Source organism: Amycolatopsis sp. NPDC003676, assembly GCF_053587275.1.
In genome coordinates this window covers 22,943-41,663 of the sequence record NZ_JBSFNS010000077.1, presented here as the reverse complement: position 1 = coordinate 41,663, position 18,721 = coordinate 22,943, and the positions used below count along the sequence as shown (strand labels likewise).

At 69.4% G+C, this 18,721-nt stretch carries 14 protein-coding genes; 10 read left to right on the top strand and 4 right to left on the bottom strand.

The window, feature by feature from the left end; genetic code table 11:
- Window positions 1–561: 561 nt before the first annotated feature.
- Complete coding sequence (locus ACWDNU_RS32305; RefSeq protein WP_370939796.1) at window positions 562–2,541, top strand: S53 family peptidase; 1,980 nt, start codon at window positions 562–564, stop codon at window positions 2,539–2,541.
- 54 nt (window positions 2,542–2,595) lie between these two features.
- Here ACWDNU_RS32305 and ACWDNU_RS32300 read toward each other — a convergent pair whose 3' ends face one another.
- A complete protein-coding gene (locus ACWDNU_RS32300) occupies window positions 2,596–3,807 on the bottom strand; it encodes an MFS transporter (protein WP_449671658.1) in 1,212 nt (403 codons plus the stop codon).
- A 101-nt stretch (window positions 3,808–3,908) separates the two neighbouring features.
- Between ACWDNU_RS32300 and ACWDNU_RS32295 the strand changes: the two genes are divergently transcribed.
- From ACWDNU_RS32295 to ACWDNU_RS32265, 7 genes are all read left to right on the top strand, one after another.
- Window positions 3,909–5,282 carry a purine-cytosine permease family protein gene (locus ACWDNU_RS32295; RefSeq protein ID WP_449671657.1) on the top strand — a complete coding sequence of 458 codons (1,374 nt, stop codon included), beginning with the start codon at window positions 3,909–3,911 and terminating at the stop codon, window positions 5,280–5,282.
- 43 nt (window positions 5,283–5,325) lie between these two features.
- On the top strand, window positions 5,326–6,000 hold the full coding sequence (locus tag ACWDNU_RS32290) for an SDR family NAD(P)-dependent oxidoreductase (protein ID WP_449671656.1): 675 nt from the start codon (window positions 5,326–5,328) through the stop codon (window positions 5,998–6,000).
- A complete protein-coding gene (locus ACWDNU_RS32285) occupies window positions 5,997–7,022 on the top strand; it encodes an S-adenosylmethionine:tRNA ribosyltransferase-isomerase (protein WP_449671655.1) in 1,026 nt (341 codons plus the stop codon). Before ACWDNU_RS32290 ends, ACWDNU_RS32285 begins: the two co-directional genes overlap by 4 nt.
- Window positions 7,023–7,136: 114 nt before the next feature.
- Window positions 7,137–8,192: an ABC transporter substrate-binding protein gene (locus ACWDNU_RS32280; RefSeq protein WP_370939788.1), complete on the top strand. Its 1,056-nt coding sequence runs from the start codon at window positions 7,137–7,139 to the stop codon at window positions 8,190–8,192.
- A gap of 25 nt (window positions 8,193–8,217) precedes the next feature.
- Complete coding sequence (locus ACWDNU_RS32275) at window positions 8,218–8,994, top strand: ABC transporter ATP-binding protein (protein WP_182892340.1); 777 nt, start codon at window positions 8,218–8,220, stop codon at window positions 8,992–8,994.
- Window positions 8,981–9,865, top strand: coding sequence for an ABC transporter permease (locus tag ACWDNU_RS32270; protein ID WP_370939784.1), 885 nt, complete (start codon window positions 8,981–8,983; stop codon window positions 9,863–9,865). Before ACWDNU_RS32275 ends, ACWDNU_RS32270 begins: the two co-directional genes overlap by 14 nt.
- Before the next feature lie 47 nt (window positions 9,866–9,912).
- The gene (locus ACWDNU_RS32265; protein ID WP_449671654.1) at window positions 9,913–10,902 is read left to right on the top strand and encodes a YdcF family protein; all 990 of its coding nucleotides are present in this window, start codon (window positions 9,913–9,915) and stop codon (window positions 10,900–10,902) included.
- On the opposite strand, the gene ACWDNU_RS32260 is transcribed toward ACWDNU_RS32265, so the two are convergent.
- Entirely contained in the window at window positions 10,903–11,142 is a 240-nt protein-coding gene (locus tag ACWDNU_RS32260) for a cold-shock protein (RefSeq protein ID WP_449671653.1), read from the bottom strand.
- A gap of 181 nt (window positions 11,143–11,323) precedes the next feature.
- On the bottom strand, window positions 11,324–12,880 hold the full coding sequence (locus ACWDNU_RS32255) for a DEAD/DEAH box helicase (protein ID WP_370939780.1): 1,557 nt from the start codon (window positions 12,878–12,880) through the stop codon (window positions 11,324–11,326).
- A gap of 277 nt (window positions 12,881–13,157) precedes the next feature.
- On the opposite strand from ACWDNU_RS32255, the gene ACWDNU_RS32250 reads away from it, so the two are divergent.
- Together ACWDNU_RS32250 and ACWDNU_RS32245 are read left to right on the top strand one after the other, a co-directional pair.
- A complete protein-coding gene (locus ACWDNU_RS32250) occupies window positions 13,158–14,486 on the top strand; it encodes a serine hydrolase domain-containing protein (protein WP_449671652.1) in 1,329 nt (442 codons plus the stop codon).
- 12 nt (window positions 14,487–14,498) lie between these two features.
- Complete coding sequence (locus tag ACWDNU_RS32245; RefSeq protein WP_370939778.1) at window positions 14,499–16,226, top strand: acyl-CoA dehydrogenase; 1,728 nt, start codon at window positions 14,499–14,501, stop codon at window positions 16,224–16,226.
- 61 nt (window positions 16,227–16,287) lie between these two features.
- Here the strand turns inward: ACWDNU_RS32245 and ACWDNU_RS32240 are convergent, their stop codons facing one another.
- Entirely contained in the window at window positions 16,288–18,666 is a 2,379-nt protein-coding gene (locus ACWDNU_RS32240) for a Tex family protein (RefSeq protein WP_449671651.1), read from the bottom strand.
- Between the last annotated feature and the right edge of the window lie 55 nt (window positions 18,667–18,721).

Below are 18,721 nucleotides of genomic sequence, written 5' to 3'. Positions count from 1 at the left end.
GCGCCCGGTCGGGGGGCGCTGGACACGGCGGTAAAGTGCCCTTGACAAGCACCCCCAGACCGCAGGGACGCTTTATATCGGGGTGCGGGCGAGGGGCTGGGTGCTTCGAACGTTGGGTGCACCGGCGGCGGTTGGCGGTGGGGGGCGAGCGCCCCAATGTGGCGTTCGGTGCGTCTGATGCACCCAATGTGGCATTGGGGCGCACCGGCGGCAGCGGCTCTGGGCGGACGGGAGCCTCACGTACTTGGGCGTGGGTGGGCAGATGGGTGAGTTTCTGGTGTCGCTGATCGGGATTGTGCGACCTTCGTAGGTGGCGTTTGGAGCCGTCTAGTGCTGTGAGGGGAGTACTGCGAAACGGGCGTTTTTCTGATTTCGGCACATTCCGCTGTGGACAGTGCGGATGAAACGGACTTTGGCCGCACTCGTCCCTTGTGTCGCGATGAGGGGAGCAGATAACGGTTCCGCACGGGAAAGCCGGACGCTTCCCCGGCGGGCGGGGGCAGTCCTAGTCTCTTTCCGGCGGCAGGCGGGGTCGAGGCCGCGCAACACGAGGGAGTTGCTGTGCGTAGAAGCGTCACCATGTTTCTTTCGCTGGCGGTGGTGGGCGGCTTGGCCGCTTCGCCTGCCGTGGCGTCGGCTCAGGGGCGGGCGGACATTCCGCAATCGCATCCGGCTTGGGCCAATCCGCAGTCCAAGGTGGCCGACACGGCTGGGTCGTCCACAATGGACTTTCGGGTTTACCTGAATCTCAAGGACCAGGGGGCGGCCGAGGCTGCCGCGCAGTCGGTGTCCGATCCGAACAGTCGTGGCTACCGGCACTATCTTTCGCCGGACCAGGTGCGCGACCAGTTCGCGGCTTCCGACCAGACTGTGTCCGCGGTGAAGAATTGGCTGTCCGCAAGCGGATTCGCCACCGGCGAGGTGCCGTCCAACCGGGCGTACGTCGAGGCGACCGGTACCGCTGACCAGGTGCAGCGCGCGTTCGCCGTGAACCTGGGCAAGTACCAGGTCAAGGGGCAGACGCTGCGGGCGGCGGACAAGGACCTGTCCGTTCCGGCGTCGCTGGCCAAGGACGTGCTCGGCGTCGTCGGCATTGACCAGGCGACGAATCTGTTCAAGCCGGACCACACCGACGGTGCGGACACTCCGGCGACGAAGCAGTCTCGCGTGCAGGGCAGCCCGTCGACCGCGCCGCCCAGCAAGGGATTCCGCAACTCGGGACCGTGCAGCGCCTACTACGGCGAGAAGACCGACACGACTGACCCGGCCTACAACGGCAAGCAGCTTCCGTACGCGCCGTGCGGTTACACGCCCGCGCAGCTGCGTTCGGCGTACGGCTTGGACCAGGCCGCGAAGCTCGGCGCGGACGGTCGCGGCACCACGATCGCCATCGTGGACGCGTTCGCCTCGCCGACGATCTACGCCGACGCGTCCGAGTACGCCAAGCGCAACGATCCGGCGCACCCGCTGACCCAGCAGCAGTTCAAACAGCACATCTTCCCGCCGAACCCGGTGCTCGAAGGACCGGACCAGTGCGACGCTTCCGGCTGGTACGGCGAGGAAACCCTGGACGTCGAGGCCGCGCACGGGCTCGCCCCGGGCGCGAACATCCTGTACGTCGGCGGGCAGGACTGTGAAGACCTGTCGCTGGACACCGCGCTGAACTACGTCGTCGCGGGGCACAAGGCCGACATCATCTCCAACTCCTACGGCGACACCGGCGAGGACATCCCGGCCTCCGAGGTCAAGGTGTTCAACCACATCTCGCTGCAGGCGGTGCTCGAGGGCATCGGCGTGTACTTCTCCTCCGGCGACAACGGGGACGAGGTCGCGCGGCTGGGCACGCCGTCGCCGGACTTCTCCGCTTCGGCTCCTTGGGTGACCGCGGTCGGCGGCACCTCGTTGGCGGTCGGCCAGGACGGCAAGCGGATCTTCGAAACCGGTTGGGAGACCGGCAAGTCGACGCTGACCGACGGCGCCTACGCCCCGGCGTTCCCGGGTGCGTTCAACGGCGGCGCGGGCGGCGGGACGAGCCGACTGTTCGGCCAGCCCTTCTACCAGAAGGGGATCGTGCCGGACGCGCTGTCCACGAAGAACCAGACCGGCGGCGCGAAGGGCCGCGTAGTCCCGGACATCTCCGCGGTCGCCGACCCGAACACCGGTTTCCTGGTGGGCCAGACGCAGACCTTCCCGGACGGCGTCTACTACGACCAGTACCGGATCGGCGGCACGAGCCTGGCGTCGCCGGTGTTCGCGGGCGTGATGGCGGTGGCCGACAGCCTCGACCACTTCCACCACGGGTTCATCAACCCGGTGCTGTACCAGCTGACGTCGCGCACGTCGGCGATCCACGACGTGCAGCACGTCGACGGAGCGGTGCAGCGCGTGGACTTCGCCAACGGGACCGACGCCTCCGGCGGGCTGAAGACCTCCGCCCGGGTGCTCGACTACCCGAACCTGACGATCCACACGACCAAGGGCTACGACGACGTGACGGGCCTCGGCTCGCCCAACGGAGTGGCGTTCCTGCTGCTGGTGTGACCGAGGGGTGAAAGGAAGGGCCTGCCGGGAGTTCCGGCAGGCCCTTCCTTGCGTTCACGGCACGGGGACCGGCGGGTGTCGCAGTGCGCGGACGGCGGAGGAGCGCAGCGGGGAAAGCGCGGTGGCGACCAGGACGAACCCGCCGGCGAGCAGCACCGCGGGCGCGCCGAACGCGGCGCCGATCGGTCCGGCGAGGAGTTCGCCGATCGGGATGCCCGCGTAGGAGCCGAAATCGTCGAACGCGGCCATCCGCGACAGAAGGTGCCCGGGGATGTTTTCCTGCAACGTCGTATCCCAGGCGACACCCATGACTCCGGCGGAGAACCCGGCGACGAACGTCGTCCCGGCCAGCACGGCGAAGTTCGCGTGCGTGCCGAGCGCGAACAGCGGCAGCGCGGTCAGGGCCGCACCAACCAGTCCGACCGGCAGCAGTCGTTTCGGCGCGAGCCGGTACATCACCAGCCCGGCCAGCAGCGCGCCCACCGCGCGCACGCTCAGCGCCGCGCCCCATCCGGCCGCGCCGATGGTGTCCTGCGCGATGCCCGGCCCGAGCACCAGCCAGCCGCCGGTGAAGACGATGTTGTAGACGGTGAACGCCGTGACCACCCGCCACAGCCACGGGATCCGCCAGAACTGCCGCCAGCCGATTCGCACACTGTGCAAGACGCTGTGCTGCTCGGATTTTTCCGCCGGGGGCAGCGTGATCGCCTGGTAGAGCAAGGCGGCGAGCACGAACGACACCCCGTCGGCGGCGATCGCCCAGCCGCCGCCGACCGTGCCGACCAGGACCCCGGCGACGGCCGGACCGGCCACCTTGGTGATGTTCCGTCCGGTGGCCAGCAGCGAGTTCGCCTGGCGCAGCGACTCCGGCGGGACGATCTGCGGGACGATCCCGCGCAGCACCGGCGTCGTGAACGCGGTGCAGATTCCGCCGAGGAACTCGGTCGCGACGAGGGCGCCCAGCGAGTAGTTGCCGGTGAGCAGGATGGCCGCGGCCGCCAGCTGGGCCGCACCGGCGCCGAGGTTCGACAGCCGCAGCACGCGGTTGCGCGGGAACCGGTCGCCGACCGCGCCGCCCACGAGCAGGAACGCCAGCAGCGGCACGATCCCGGCGGCGAGCACGATGCCGAGGTCGGTCGGACTGTGGCTGCTGCCCAGCACCGCGAAGGACAAGGCGACCGGGGTCATGGCGCTGCCCAGCAGCGAGACAAGTCGTCCGGCGTAGAAAATCGCGAACGCGCGATGGCGCAACGGTGCTTCCCCCACCCGGCGATCCTGCCGGGCACGGGTCGGGAACGCCACAGATTATTGGCGCGGCCGGGTACTCCGGTTCAGACTCACGGGTCAGCCGGGAGAAAGGGCAGCGCATGAGCGGGATCGACGCCGAGGTCTTCGGCGGCCGAATGCCGTCCGGAGCAGGGGATTTCGCGATCGAAACGCACGGAATCACCCCGATCCCGGAGGCGAACCGGTTCGGGCGGCCGTGGCGGCTCGCGGGCGTGTGGTTCGCGCCGAACCTCACCATGACCGCCGTGTTCACCGGCACCCTCGGCGCGACGCTCGGGCTCGGTTTCACCACCGGGTTCGTCATCGCGCTGATCGGCACCGTGGTCGGCTCGCTGCCGGTCGCGTGGCTGTCTACCTGGGGTCCGCGCACCGGAACCGGCCAGCTGCCGCTCGCGCGGCTCCCGTTCGGCCGCGGCGTCGTGCTGCCCGGCCTGGTGCAATGGCTCGGCTCGATCGCGTGGGACGCGCTGGTCGGGCTGTTCGGCGGCGAAGCGCTGGCGCAGCTCACCGGGCTGCCGTTCTGGGCGGCCGTGCTCGTGGTGCTGGTGCTGCAGTGCACGCTCGGCGTATTCGGTTACGCGGTGATCCACCGGGTCCAGGCCGTGATGAGCGTGGTGCTGGTTGTCGCATTTGTCGCGCTCGCGGTAAAGGTGGTGCTTGATCACCCGATCACGTTTACCGATTCCGCGACCGGCGGCGATTTCGCCGGGGCCGTCGTGCTGTTTTCCACCATTACGCTCAGCCTCGCTATTTCGTGGGCTCCTTATGCGTCGGATTTCAGCCGTTACTTGCCTGCTTCGACGCGACCGAGCGGCGTCTTCTGGTTCACGCTGCTCGGGCTGACCGCCTCGTACGCGCTCGGCGAGGGCATCGGCCTCGCGCTCGGCACTGCGCTGGGCGACCAGACCGCCGCCGGAGTGTCGACGCTGCTCGGCGGCGGCGCCCTCGGTGCGGTGGCGCTGCTGGTGATCGCGCTGGCGGCGGTGTCGTCCAACGCGATGAACGACTACAGCGGCTCGCTCGCACTGCAGACCGTCGGCGTGCGGGTGCGTCGGCCGGTGTCGGCGGTGGTCGTGACGGTGCTGGCGTTCGCGCTGATTCTTTGGATGCACACCGGTGATCTGGCGGCGAAATTCCAGAACGTGCTGCTGGTGGTGAGTTACTGGATCCCGCCGTTCCTCGGTGTCGTCGTGCCGGATTGGCTGCGGCGCAGGCGTGGCGGACGCGAGGTCGATGTGCTGGCTGAGCTGCAGCGTCCGGTGCGCAGTTGGGCCGCGCTGGTGGCGTTCGTGGTGGGCTTCGCGGCGGCGGTGCCGTTCATGAACACGACTGTCTACACCGGACCGGTCGCTGCGGCGCTGCACGGTGCGGATCTGGCTTACTACGCCGGGTTCGTGGTTTCGCTGGTGGCGTACACGCTGCTGCGCGGCCGCCGGCCGGTTGACCTCCAGTAAGGTAGAGGTCGCACGCTGGCAGGTGCCTACTTCTGGAGGGACCATGCCAGTAGCTGTTGTCACCGGCGCTTCCGCCGGTCTGGGCCGGGCGCTCGCCGCGGCTCTCGTCCGTCGCGAATGGACAGTGCTGGGCACCGGACGCGACCAGGGGACGCTGCGCGCCGCCGCGGCGGACCTCGGGTTCACCCCGGTGCCCGGCGACGTCACCGATCCCGCGCACCGCGCCCGGCTCGCCGAAACCGCCGGGCCCCGGCTCGACCTGCTCGTCAACAACGCCAGCACGCTCGGCGTCAGCCCGCTGCCGCCGCTGGCCGAGTACCCGCCGGACGAGCTCGAAACTGTCTTTCGCACCAACGTTTTCGCCCCGCTCGCGCTCGCCCGGCTGCTGTTGCCCGCGCTCACCGCGGCCAAGGGAGTGCTGGTGAACATCAGCTCCGACGCCGCCGTGGAACCGTATCAGGGCTGGGGCGGCTACGGTTCGGCGAAGGCGGCGCTGGACCACGTGAGCGCGGTGCTGGGCGTGGAAAACCCGGACATCGCGGTGTATGCCGTCGATCCAGGGGATTTGCGCACGGCCATGCATCAAGCCGCTTTCCCGGGCGAGGACATTTCGGACCGTCCGCTGCCGGAGACCGCGGTACCGGCTTTTCTTCGGCTGCTGGAGGAACGTCCGCCGAGCGGCCGGTTCCGGGCAGCGGATCTGCAGGCGCAGTCATGACCGCACCGCACACCCGGTTCGACCTGGCCGAGGACCGCAGCGCGTCCGTTCCGCCCGAAGCGCGCGGCCTCGCGCGGGACGAGGTGCGGCTGCTCGCGGCCGGTCCGGCGGACGTACAGCACGCTACTTTCCGTGACCTACCTGCATTCTTGAATTCTGGCGATTTGTTGGTAGTAAACACTTCCGGCACGTTGCCCGCCGCCGTCGACGCGGTCCGGGACGAACGCGTCATCACCGTCCACTTCTCCACCGAACTCGACGATGGCACCTGGGTGGTCGAGCTTCGTGCGCCTGGCGGCCCGCTCCTCGACGGCCGTACAGGGGAGCGGCTCAGCCTGCCCGCCGGTGCTGTCGTCACGCTGCGCGAGCCGCACGTCGCCGGTGCACAACGGTTGTGGCGCGCGAAGATCGAAGTGGAAGGCGAGGTCACGCGGTATCTCACGAAGGTCGGTCGGCCGATCCGCTACGGCTATGTCCCGCGCGCGTGGCCGTTGCCGAATTACCAGACCGTGTTCGCGCTCGATCCGGGTTCGGCGGAGATGCCGAGCGCGGCCCGGCCGTTCACTTCGGAGCTGGTGACCCAGCTGGTCTCGCGGGGAGTGCTGTTCGCACCGATCTTGTTGCACACCGGCGTCTCGTCGCCGGAAGCCGGAGAACCGCCGTACGGCGAGCGATTTCGCGTTCCGGCGACGACTGCCGCGTTGGTCAATTGGGTGCGTGACCAGGGTGGACGCGTTATCGCAGTGGGGACAACGGCGGTGCGCGCGATCGAATCGGCGGCGAATCCCGGCAGGCTCGTCACCGCGGCGGCGGGATGGACCGAACTCGTGCTCGGTCCTGATCGGCCGGCCCGCGCGGTCGACGGATTGATCACCGGATTGCATACGCCGGAGGCGTCTCACCTGCTGCTTCTGGAAGCGGTCGTGGGTCCCGAGTTGGTGCAGCGGGCTTACGACGCGGCAGTGCGACGGGAGTATCTGTGGCACGAGTTCGGCGACGTCTCGCTCCTGACAAGCAGGTGAGGCCCGGGCCTGTCAAGTAATCCCACACAATTTCCCGGGATGCGGATGCATATGCAGTCTCGCGGGTGAACGTGTCATTCTCGCCCCGTTCCGCTGACCGCGAAAGGGCCATTTGTGCGTACATTTCCGCGAACCCGATTGCTTGCTTCCGCACTCGCCGCGCTGACGGTGCTCGGGGCGCTCGCCGGGTGTTCCCGCGCGGACCGCACCGAGGCCGCGACCAACCAGGGCGCCGCCGGGGAGGTGCGCGTCGGCTTCTTCCCGAACGTGACGCACACGCCCGCGCTGATCGGGGTCAAGAAGAACTTCTTCGCGCAGAACCTCGGCGGCACGAAACTCACGACACAGACGTTCAACGCCGGTCCGTCCGAAGTGAACGCGCTGCTCGGCGGTTCGCTCGACGTCGCGTTCATCGGCTCCGGGCCGGCGATCAACGCCTTCACCAAGTCCAAGGGCGCGATCCAGCTCGTGTCCGGCGCGGTCACCGGTGGCGCGCAGTTGGTCGTCAAGCCTGGGATCACGTCGGTCGACCAGCTCAAGGGCAAGACGATCGCGACGCCGCAGCTGGCCAACACCCAGGACGTCGCGCTCAAGAAGTTCCTCGCCGAGAAGCACCTGACCGGCCAGGTGAACGTGACCAACCTGGACAACCCGAAGACGTTCGACGCGTTCAAAAAGGGCGAGGTCGACGGCGGCTGGCTGCCCGAGCCGTGGTCGTCGCGGCTGGTCGCCGACGCGGGCGCGAAGGTGCTGGTCGACGAGAAGTCGCTGTGGCCGGAAGGCCGGTTCCCGACCACCGTCGCGATCGTGCGCAGCGAATTCCTCAAGCAGCACCCGGACACCGTGCGCGCGCTGCTGAAGGGCGAGCTGCAGGCGATCGACTGGGCGAAGAAGAACCCGGCCGAGGCGAAGACCGTGGTCAACGGAGCACTCAAGGAACTGTCCGGCAGCTCGCTCAGCCCGGCCGTGCTCGACCGCGCGTTCTCGAACATCGAACTGACCACCGACCCGGTGCCCGCGCAGTTCCCGCAGCTGGCCAAGGACTCGGTGACCGCGGGCGTGGTCGACAAGGTGGTGGACCTGAAGGGGTTCGCCGACTTCGGCCCGCTCAACGAGGTCCTCAAGGCACAGCAGCTGCCCGCCGTCAACGCGCCCGAACTGGCCAAGTGACGTCCCGACCGGAAGGCGATCCGCGATGACCACCACCCTGGCCCGGCCAGTGACCGCCGCCGTGCACCTCGACCGCGTCGGCAAGGTGTTCGGCTCCGCCGGCAGCGCCGTGACCGCGCTCGACGGGGTTGATCTCACCGTCGAACCGGGCGAGTTCGTCTGCCTGCTCGGCGCGTCCGGCTGCGGCAAGAGCACGCTGCTGAACCTCGTCGCCGGTCTCGACCAGCCGTCCGCCGGTGAGATCACGCTCACCACTTCGCGGCCCGCGGTGATGTTCCAGGAGGCCGCGCTGATGCCGTGGCTGACCGCGTCCCGGAACGTGGAACTGCCGCTGCGGCTCGCTGGATTCGGCCGTTCCGAGCGTCGGGAAAAGGCCGCTGAGCTGCTGGACCTGGTGCGGTTGAGCGACGCCGCGCGCAAGCGTCCGCACGAGTTGTCCGGCGGGATGCGGCAGCGGGTCGCGCTGGCCCGCGCGCTGGCTGCGACCCATCGCGTCGGCGGCGACGACGGGAACGCGTTGCTGCTCATGGACGAACCGTTCGCGGCGCTCGACGCGATCACCCGCGACGTGCTGCAGAGCGAGCTCCTGCGAGTGTGGCGCAGCACCGGAACCTCGGTGCTGTTCGTGACGCACGACGTCCGCGAGGCTGTCCGGCTTGGACAGCGGGTGGTGCTGCTGTCCTCGCGTCCGGGCCGCGTGGTCCGCGAGTGGCACGACGTCCCGTCCGCCGACGCCGAACTGCTGGCCGAGGAGATCACGGCCGATCTGCGAAAGGTGATCAGCACCCATGCCGCAGCCTGACCAGGCGGCCCCCGACCTAGACGAAGCCGTCGGCGCCGGACTGGACCGGCTCGACACCCCCGCCGGCGCGCGGCCGACGTCACTGCGCCGCCGGTTCGTGCGCGGATTCCTGCCGCCGCTCGGCGCGCTCGTGCTGCTGGTGGCGCTCTGGCAGATCCTGTGGGCCGCCGCGTTCTGGCCGGAGACCACGCTGCCCGCGCCGCTGGACGTCTGGGCCGAGTTCGTGAGCACGGTCAACGACGGTTCGGTGTTCGGCTTCATCTGGACTTCCGTGCACCGCGCCGCTTTGGGCTTCGCCGCCGGGGTGGTGATCGGGACGCCGCTGGGCATCCTGGTGGCGAAGGTCCGCGTGGTGCGCGCCGCGATCGGGCCGCTGCTGAGCGGGTTGCAGAGCCTGCCGTCGGTGGCCTGGGTGCCCGCCGCGGTGATCTGGTTCGGCATCAACGACGCGGCGATCTACTTCGTCGTGCTGCTCGGCTCGGTCCCGTCGATCGCGAACGGTCTGGTGTCCGGCATCGACCAGATCCCGCCGATCCTGCCGCGCGTCGGCAAGGTGATGGGCGCCGGCCGTTTCGCCGCGGCCCGGCACATCCTGCTGCCCGCCGCGTTGCCCGGGTTCCTGGCCGGGCTCAAACAGGGCTGGGCGTTCTCGTGGCGCTCGCTGATGGCCGCGGAACTGATCGCGCGCTCGCCGAGCCTCGGCGTCGGGCTGGGGACGTATTTGAACGACGGGTCCTCGTACAACTCGATGCCGAAGGTGATCGCGGCGATTTTCCTGATTTTGTTCGTCGGGGTGGCGATCGAGCTGATCGTGTTCCGTCCGCTGGAACGGTCGGTGCTGCGCGCGCGGGGTCTGACGACGTCACTCTGAGTACCTGCCCGCGCGACGCTCAGGCGTGCCAGACAGAATGCACGACCATGACGTCCGGGCTTTTCGCGATCGCTTCCGTGCTGGTGTTCGTCGTGCGGTTCGTGCGCGAGCCACGGCGGGTCGGCAACGCGGTGTGGTTCCTGGTCGCGCTGTGGTTCACCGGGTTGTGGCTGCTGTCGTTCTTCAACCACGTCGAATGGGCGCAGATCGCGATCGTCGTGGTGGTGGCTCTCGTCGGCGGGCTTGGTGCGCTGGCACTGCCGTGGGCCCTGATCGCGAACGGCGTCGTGATGCTGCGGCGAGAGGGTCGGCGGCTGGCGAACCTGCTTTCGCTGCTGGCCGGGCTCGGTCTGCTCGCGGTGTTCGCGCTCGCGGTGAGTTCGCTGGTTTTCGACGATCAGCCGTTGCTCCGCGTGGCCGCGATGGCAGTGCTGTTGGTGACCGGCTATTTGGCGTTCCTGTTCACGGCTTTGCTGCTGTACTCGATCCTCTACAGCCGGGTCACCCGCCGCGCTCGCGCTGGCGCGGTGGTTGTTCTCGGTTCGGGGCTGCAGGGCGACCGGGTGCCGCCGCTGCTGGCCAGCAGGCTCGACCGCGCGGTGCAGGTGCAGCAGCGGTCACCGGGTGCGTTGCTGGTGGTGTCCGGCGGTCAGGGTGCGGACGAACTGACCTCCGAGGCCGACGCGATGGCGCGGTATCTCATCGGGGCCGGGGTTCCCGCGGAACAGATCGTGCTGGAGGACCGTGCGACGACCACTAACGAGAACCTGCGGTTCAGCGTCGCTTTGCTTGCGCAGCGCGGGTTTTCCGGGCCGATTCTCGCCGTGACGAACAACTACCACGTGTTCCGCACAGCGGTTTTGGCGCGGCAATTGGGGTTGCGGCTCAACGTGATCGGGGCGCGGACGGCGTCGTATTTCGTGCCGAGCGCGTTCTTGCGGGAGTTCGTGGCGTTGTTGCTGGAGTACCGGAAGACGAACGCGGCTGTGTTGCTGTTTTTGGGTGTGGGGCCGTTTCTGCTGTTCCTGGTCAGCTGATCAGGCGGTGCACACCCAGATCGCGCGCCAGTGACAGCCGTCCTGTTCGGCGCGCTCGACCGTGAACTTGACGTCGTCGCCTACGGCGAGGGAACGGAATCCGTTTGCCTCGCGCACCCCGCGGCTGTCCTGGTCGATCATCGAGAAATGCGCCCAGACCGGACTGTCGACGGCGGCGGATTCGATGATGCCCCAGCCCTCGTCGACCTCCCAGCGCACGACTTTTCCGCGGTGCTCCACGATGGCCAGTCTAGGGAAGGATCGCCATGCCGCATCCGGAATTTCGGGACGGCGCCGCGCCTCGACGTCGGAGCGCTGCCGCGGTCGCCGATCACCGTCGGGCCGGGCCAAGGTGGGCGGGTGTCGTGAGTGTTTTTGCCGGTTCTAACCGGCAAAAACACTCACGACAACCCAGCAGTGTTCAGGACTCCGACTGACGCCGTCCGCCCGAACCGTTGCGGCGGTTTCGCGGCGGCTGACCCGATCCGCGACGGTCGCCGCCAGCAGCGCGGCGGCCGGCGCCCTCCGCACCCCGGCGGCCGGCGCCCGTACCGCGGCGCTGGTCTTCCCGGCGGGACTGGCCTGCCTGCCGGTCCGAACCTGCCGAAGATCCGGCCCGAGCGGCCCGCGGCTCCGTGCCTTGACGAGGTCCGCCACGACCACCACCGCGGCGGGGTTGCGAGCCGGTCCGGGCGCCGAGTCCGCCTCGGTTCTCGGAAGGCGCGCCGCGGCGGCGGCCGGTGCCCGGTGCGGCGCCGGAAGCGGTCACCGTCTTGGGGCGGTTGTCCACGACCGGGCGGCGCGGGGACGCGGTGAACGAGCGGTCGCCGGGGGCCAGTTCGGCCAGCAGCGGGTGCGAAGGCGAGATCCGCGTGGTGGTCGGCGAGATGCCCGCCTTCCGGGTGAGTGCGCGGACGTCCGAGACCTGCTCGTCGGTCATCAGCGTCACCACGGTGCCCGAAGCGCCCGCGCGGGCGGTGCGGCCGGAGCGGTGCAGGTAGGCCTTGTGCTCGACCGGCGGGTCGGCGTGGATGACCAGCGTGACGTCGTCCACGTGGATGCCCCGGGCGGCGATGTCCGTGGCCACCAGGGTTTTCGCGGTGCCGGACGAGAACGCTTCCAGGTTGCGCGTGCGCGCGTTCTGGCCGAGGTTGCCGTGCAGTTCGACGGCCGGGACGCCGCTCGCGACGAGTTTGCGGGTGAGGGCCTTCGCGCGGTGCTTCGTGCGGGTGAAGACCAGGGTGCGGCCGGGAGCCGCGGTGAGGTCGACCAGCACTGGCAGGCGGTGGGTTTCCTCGAGGTGCAGCACGTGGTGCGTCATCGTCGAGACCGGGGACTGCGCCGAGTCGACGCTGTGCAGCATCGGGTCGTTCATGAAGCGCTTCGCGAGCACGTCGATGCCGTTGTCGAGCGTCGCGGAGAACAGCAGGCGCTGGCCGCGCTCGGGGGTCGCCGCCATGATGCGGCGGACCTCGGGCAGGAAGCCCAGGTCGGCCATGTGGTCGGCCTCGTCGAGCACGGTGATCTCGATCTTGTCCAGCTTCGCTTCGCCGGAGCGCATGTGGTCGGCGAGCCGGCCGGGGCAGGCGACGACGATGTCGACGCCGTCGCGCAGGCGGGTGATCTGCGGGTTCGCGCTCACGCCGCCGAAAATCGTGGTGGCCTTGAGGCCCAGCGGGCGCGCCAAGGGCACGATCGCGGCCTCGATCTGGGTGGCCAGTTCGCGCGTCGGGGCGAGGATCAGCGCCCGCGGCCGGCCGGGGCGGCGCCGCGTCGGGCCCGCGGCCAGGCGGGCCAGCACGGGCAGCACGAAGCCGTAGGTCTTGCCGGAGCCGGTGCGGCCGCGGCCGAGGACGTCGCGGCCCGCGAGCGTGTGCGGGAGCGTGGCGGCCTGGATCGGGAAGGGCTCGGTGACGCCCTGGGCGGCGAGCGCGTCGACAAGAGTCTTGGGCAGGCCGAGTTCGGTGAAAGTCGTCATGGTTGGTGCGGACGCGAAAGCGTCCCGTATCTCCGTACGTAGCGCGGTTGTCCTGCCCGGCGCGGCCTCGGGTGGCTGCGGCGCGTGGTCGTCGACAACAGTGAGACGCGGTCCGAGGCAGAACTGAGCGGACCGCATCATCCACTATACCGTCCCAAGATCCAGCGGGCTACGTGATATCGCCCGCAGGCCGCCACGCGCGAACCGACGAAGCGGGTGCGCGATGTTCGTTCGTTTCCACCATCGCCGCCGCGCCCGCGGGTGCGAGGCTGGCCGCATGAGCGCAGACGAACTCCGGGGACTGCTGGGCGAATGGGCACGGGAAGCGGGAGTTCCCGGTGTCTCGGCCGGGATTTTCCACGAGGGCAAGGAAACCTTGCTGACCGCGGGAGTGTCCAGTGTGGACACCGGAACGCCGGTGGACGACGACACGCTGTTCATGATCGGCTCCACCAGCAAGACGTTCGCCGCCGCCGCGGTGCTCGTGCTGGTCGAGGACGGCGTGCTCGCACTGGACCGGCCGGTGGTCGAGTACCTCCCGGAGCTGCGGCTCGCCGACCCGCTCGCGACCAAGACCGTGACGCTGCGCCACCTCCTCACGCACTCGTCCGGCTTCCTCGGCGACATCGAGGTCGACACCGGCTGGGGCGACGACGCGCTCGCCCGCGCCGTGCGGCAGTTCGACGAGCTGCCGCAGGTGTTCCCGGTCGGCGAGGTGTTCTCCTATTGCAACGCCGGATTCCTCCTGGCCGGCCGTGTCGCGGAGGCGGTGTCCGGCGGCGCCTACGAGGACTTGGTCCGCACCCGGCTGCTGGAGCCGCTCGGCATGACGGACTCGTACTTTCAGCCCTGGGACGTGCTGACCCGGCGGCACGCCGTCGGGCACGCGCTGCGCGAGGACGGCCCGGCGGTCGCGCACACCGTCGGCCTCGCCCGGGCGGACGCGCCGGCTGGCGGTCTCTGGTCGACCGCCCGTGACCAGCTGAAATGGGCTCGATTCCAGCTGACCGGCGGGGAGGTGTTGAGCGACGAGACCCGCCGCCTCATGCACGACGCGCAGCGCAAGGGCGCGCTGCCGTTCGAGGAGGTCGGGCTGTCCTGGCTGCGGCTGACTCACGGCGACACGCAACTGGTGCGGCACGGCGGCAACGTCAGCAACCTGCAGCTGTCGGAGTTCGTGATGGCGCCGAGCGAGAACCTCGCGGTCACCGTGCTCACCAACAGCGCGGGCGGGGGCGCGCTCGGCCCGCGGATCGTCGACTGGTGTCTCGAGAACCTCGCTGACCTGCCGAAACTGGGCGGACGTCCGACCAGGGCGATCGACCCGGGCGACTGCCCTGGACGGTATCGGACCGGCTCGCTGATCTTCGAGGTCACCGAACGCGACGGCTCGCTCTGGGCGCAGATGATCCTCGACACCGATGATCCGGACATCCTCTCGGCTCCGCCGTTCGAGGTCGCCTTCGTCGCCGAGGACGTGCTCGCCCGCGCCTCGGACACCAGCAGGCCGAGCGCGCGTTTCCGGCGCGACGGCCACGGCCGGGTGGACGCGGTGGAGTTCGGCGGCCGCACCGCGCTAAGGTTACCGGGCGGTAATATCGGCTGACCTGGAGATGCGATGAGCGAAACGGCGACAGCGCTGCTGAACCCGCGGGACTACGACGCCCGGAAGTTCGACCCGGAGACCCAGCGGCTGCTGCGGGCGACGATCGACTGGTTCGAATCGCGCGGCAAGCGCCGTCTCGCGGAGGCGTATCACGACCGCGAGTTCTACGCCGACTTCCTGGAGTTCGCGGGCAAGGAAGGCCTGTTCGCCACGTTCCTCACCCCGGCCGCGGATTCGGCCGGGGACGCCGAGAAGCGCTGGGACACCAGCCGGATCGCCGCGCTGGCGGAAATCCTCGGCTTCTACGGCCTCAACTACTGGTACCCGTTCCAGGTCACCGTTCTCGGCCTCGGACCGGTGTGGCAGAGCGGAAACGCGGCCGCCCGCAAGCGTGCCGCGGCAGCGCTGGCCGAGGGCGGGGTAGGTGCGTTCGGACTGTCCGAAAAGGAACACGGCGCGGACATCTACTCGTCCGACCTCGTGCTCACCCCGGACGGCGAGGGCGGCTACCGCGCCAACGGGTCGAAGTACTACATCGGCAACGGGAACTGCGCGCGCACGGTTTCGGTGTTCGGCCGGATCGAAGGCGTCGAAGGACCCGAGCAGTACGTGTTCTTCTACGCCGATTCCGAGCATCCGAACTACCACGTCGTGAAGAACATCGTGCCGTCGCAGATGTACGTCGCGGAGTTCCGGCTCGAGGACTACCCGGTGCGCGCCGAGGACCTCCTGCACACCGGACCGGAGGCCTTCAGCGCCGCGCTGAACACGGTCAACATCGGCAAGTTCAACCTGTGCTTCGGCGGCATCGGGATGGCGACGCATTCGCTGTACGAGGCGATCACGCACGCGCAGAACCGGATCCTGTACGGCAACCCGGTCACCGATTTCCCGCACGTGCGCCGCGAATTCGTCGAGGCCTACGCGCGGCTGACCGGGATGAAGCTGTTCTCCGACCGCGCGATCGACTACTTCCGCTCGGCGAACCAGCAGGACCGCCGCTACCTGCTGTACAACCCGATCACCAAGATGAAGGTCACCACCGAGGCGCAGAAGGTGATCGGGCTCGTCGCGGATGTCGTCGCGGCCAAGGGTTTCGAGGCCGACACCTACCTCGCGATGGCCAAGAACGACATCGACGGCCTGCCCAAGCTGGAGGGCACGGTCGCGGTGAACCTCGCGCTGATCGCGAAGTTCATGCCCGCGTACCTGTTCGCGCCGCAGGAATACCCGGCGGTGCCGACCCGCGACGACGCCTCCGACGACGACTTCCTGTTCCGCCAGGGCCCCGCGCGCGGACTGTCCAAGATCCGGTTCCACGACTGGAAACCGGCTTACGAGAACGCGAAGCACCTGCCGAACGTCGCCCGGTTCACCGAACAGGCCGACGTGCTGGTGCGCCTGCTTTCCGAGGCGACGCCGGACGAGGCGCAGCAGAAGGACCTGGACTTCGGCCTCGCGCTGACCGAGCTGTTCACCCTCGTCGTGTACGGGCAGCTGATCCTGGAACAGGCTGAGCTGACCGGCGTGTCAGACGATGTGCTAGACCAGCTGTTCGCCGTGCTGGTGCAGGACTTCAGCGTCGCCGCGGTCGATCTGCACGGCAAGCCGAGCTCCACGGAGAAGCAGCAGGAGCTGGCCTTGGCCGGGCTGCGGAAGCCGGTGGTGGACGACGAACGGTTCGGTCGCGTGTGGGCGATCGTGCGCGAGCTTTCCGGCGCGTACGAGATGAATCCCTGAGCCAAGACAACGTAAAACGGCCTCCGCGCTCGCAAGCGTGGAGGCCGTTTCCGTTCTGAGGCTACTTGCCGAATCCGGCGCGCCGCAGAGCGTCCGCCATCGCGCCGCCGCCCCCGGAGTCGCGACGATCCCGGCCGCCACCGCCGCCACGCTGCTGCGGCTGGTTCCGGCGCTGACCGCCGCCGCCCTGACCGCCACCGCCGCCCTGGCCGCGATCCCGGCCGCCGCCGCGGTTGTTGCCCGCGCCGGGTTCGTCGTCCAGGCGCAGGGTCAGCGAGATCCGCTTGCGCGGCACGTCGACCTCCAGCACCTTCACCTTGACGATGTCGCCCGGCTTCACGACGTCGCGCGGGTCCTTCACGAAGTTCTTCGACAGCGCCGAAACGTGCGCGAGGCCGTCCTGGTGCACGCCGACGTCGATGAACGCGCCGAACGCGGCCACGTTCGTCACCACGCCCTCCAGCCGCATGCCCGGCTTGAGATCGCCGATCTTCTCGACGCCCTCGGCAAAGGTCGCGGTCTTGAACGCCGGACGCGGGTCGCGGCCCGGCTTCTCCAGCTCGGACAGGATGTCGGTGACCGTCGGGAGGCCGAAGGTGTCGTCGACGAACTCGGTGGGCTTGAGCGCCTGCAGAGTCCGTGCGTTGCCGATCAGCTCGCGGATGCCGCTGCCGGTGCGGTCGAGGATCCGCCGCACGACCGGGTACGCCTCCGGGTGCACCGAGGACGCGTCGAGCGGGTCGTCGCCGTCCGGGATGCGGAGGAAGCCCGCGCACTGTTCGAACGCCTTCGGGCCGAGCCGTGCGACGTCCTTGAGCGCGGTCCGCGAGCGGAACGGGCCGTTGGAGTCGCGGTGCGCCACGATGTTCTCCGCGAGCGACGTCGTGATGCCCGAAACCCGGGTCAGCAGGGGAGCGGACGCGGTGTTCACGTCCACGCCGACCGCGTTCACGCAGTCCTCGACCACCGCGTCCAGCGAACGCGACAGCGACACCTCGGACAGGTCGTGCTGGTACTGGCCGACGCCGATCGACTTCGGGTCGATCTTCACCAGTTCGGCCAGCGGGTCCTGCAGCCGGCGCGCGATCGAGACCGCGCCGCGCAGCGAGACGTCCATGCCCGCCAGTTCCTGCGAAGCGAACGCCGAGGCCGAGTACACCGACGCGCCCGCCTCGGACACGACGGCCTTGGTGAGCTTCAGCTCCGGGTGCTTCTTGATCAGCTCGATCGCCAGCTTGTCGGTCTCCCGCGAGGCGGTGCCGTTGCCGATCGAGATCAGGTCGACGTTGTGCTTCCCGGCCAGCACGGCCAGCTCGGCGATCGACTGGTCCCACTTGTTCGCCGGCTGGTGCGGGTAGATCACGTGGGTGTCGACGACCTTGCCGGTCGCGTCGACCACGGCCACCTTCACGCCGGTGCGGAAGCCCGGGTCGAGGCCCATCGTCGCGCGGGTGCCCGCCGGGGCGGCCAGCAGCAGGTCGCGCAGGTTGGCCGCGAACACGCGCACGGCGTCGTCCTCGGCCGACTGGCGCAGCCGCATCCGCAGGTCGATGCCCAGGTGCAGGAGGATCTTCGTGCGCCAGGCCCAGCGCACGGTGTCGCCGAGCCACTTGTCCGCCGGACGGTCCTGCTGGCTGATGCCGAACCGGGCGGCGATGCGCTGCTCGTACTCGGTCGGGCCGACGCGCACCGGAGCGTCCTCGGCGACCGGCTCGGAGGGCTCCATCGACAGGTCGAGGATCTCTTCCTTCTCGCCGCGCAGCATCGCGAGGATCCGGTGCGAGGGGAGCTTGGTGTAGGGCTCGGAGAAGTCGAAGTAGTCGGAGAACTTGGCCCCGTCGGTCTCCTTGCCCGCCCGCACCTTCGACGCCAGGTGGCCCTCGGTCCACATCTTCTCGCGCAGCTCGCCGATCAGGTCGGCGTCCTCGGCGAAGCGCTCGACCAGGATGGCGCGCGCGCCGTCGAGGGCGGCCTGTGCGTCCGCGACGCCCTTGTCCGCGTCGACGAACACCGCGGCGGCTGCCTGCGGATCCGTCGACGGGTCGTTCAGCAGGCCGTCGGCCAGCGGCTCCAGACCGGCCTCGCGGGCGATCTGCGCCTTGGTCCGCCGCTTGGGCTTGTAGGGCAGGTAGATGTCCTCCAGCCGCGACTTCGTGTCCGCGGCGAGGATCTGCGCCTCGAGCGCCTCGTCCAGCTTGCCCTGGCTCCGGATGGACTCCAGGACCGCGCCGCGGCGCTCGTCCAGCTCGCGCAGGTAGCGCAGCCGCTCCTCGAGCGTGCGCAGCTGCGCGTCGTCCAGCTCTCCGGTGACTTCCTTGCGGTACCGGGCGATGAACGGCACCGTGGACCCCTCGTCGAGGAGCCCGACGGCGGCCTTGACCTGCCCTTCGCGCACCCCCAGCTCTTCGGCGATCCGCTGCTCGACCGACTGCACGCTCAAAACCAGGCTCCTGCTTCGTCTCGGGTTGCTCCGAGCCTGCATTGTGCCGCTGCCC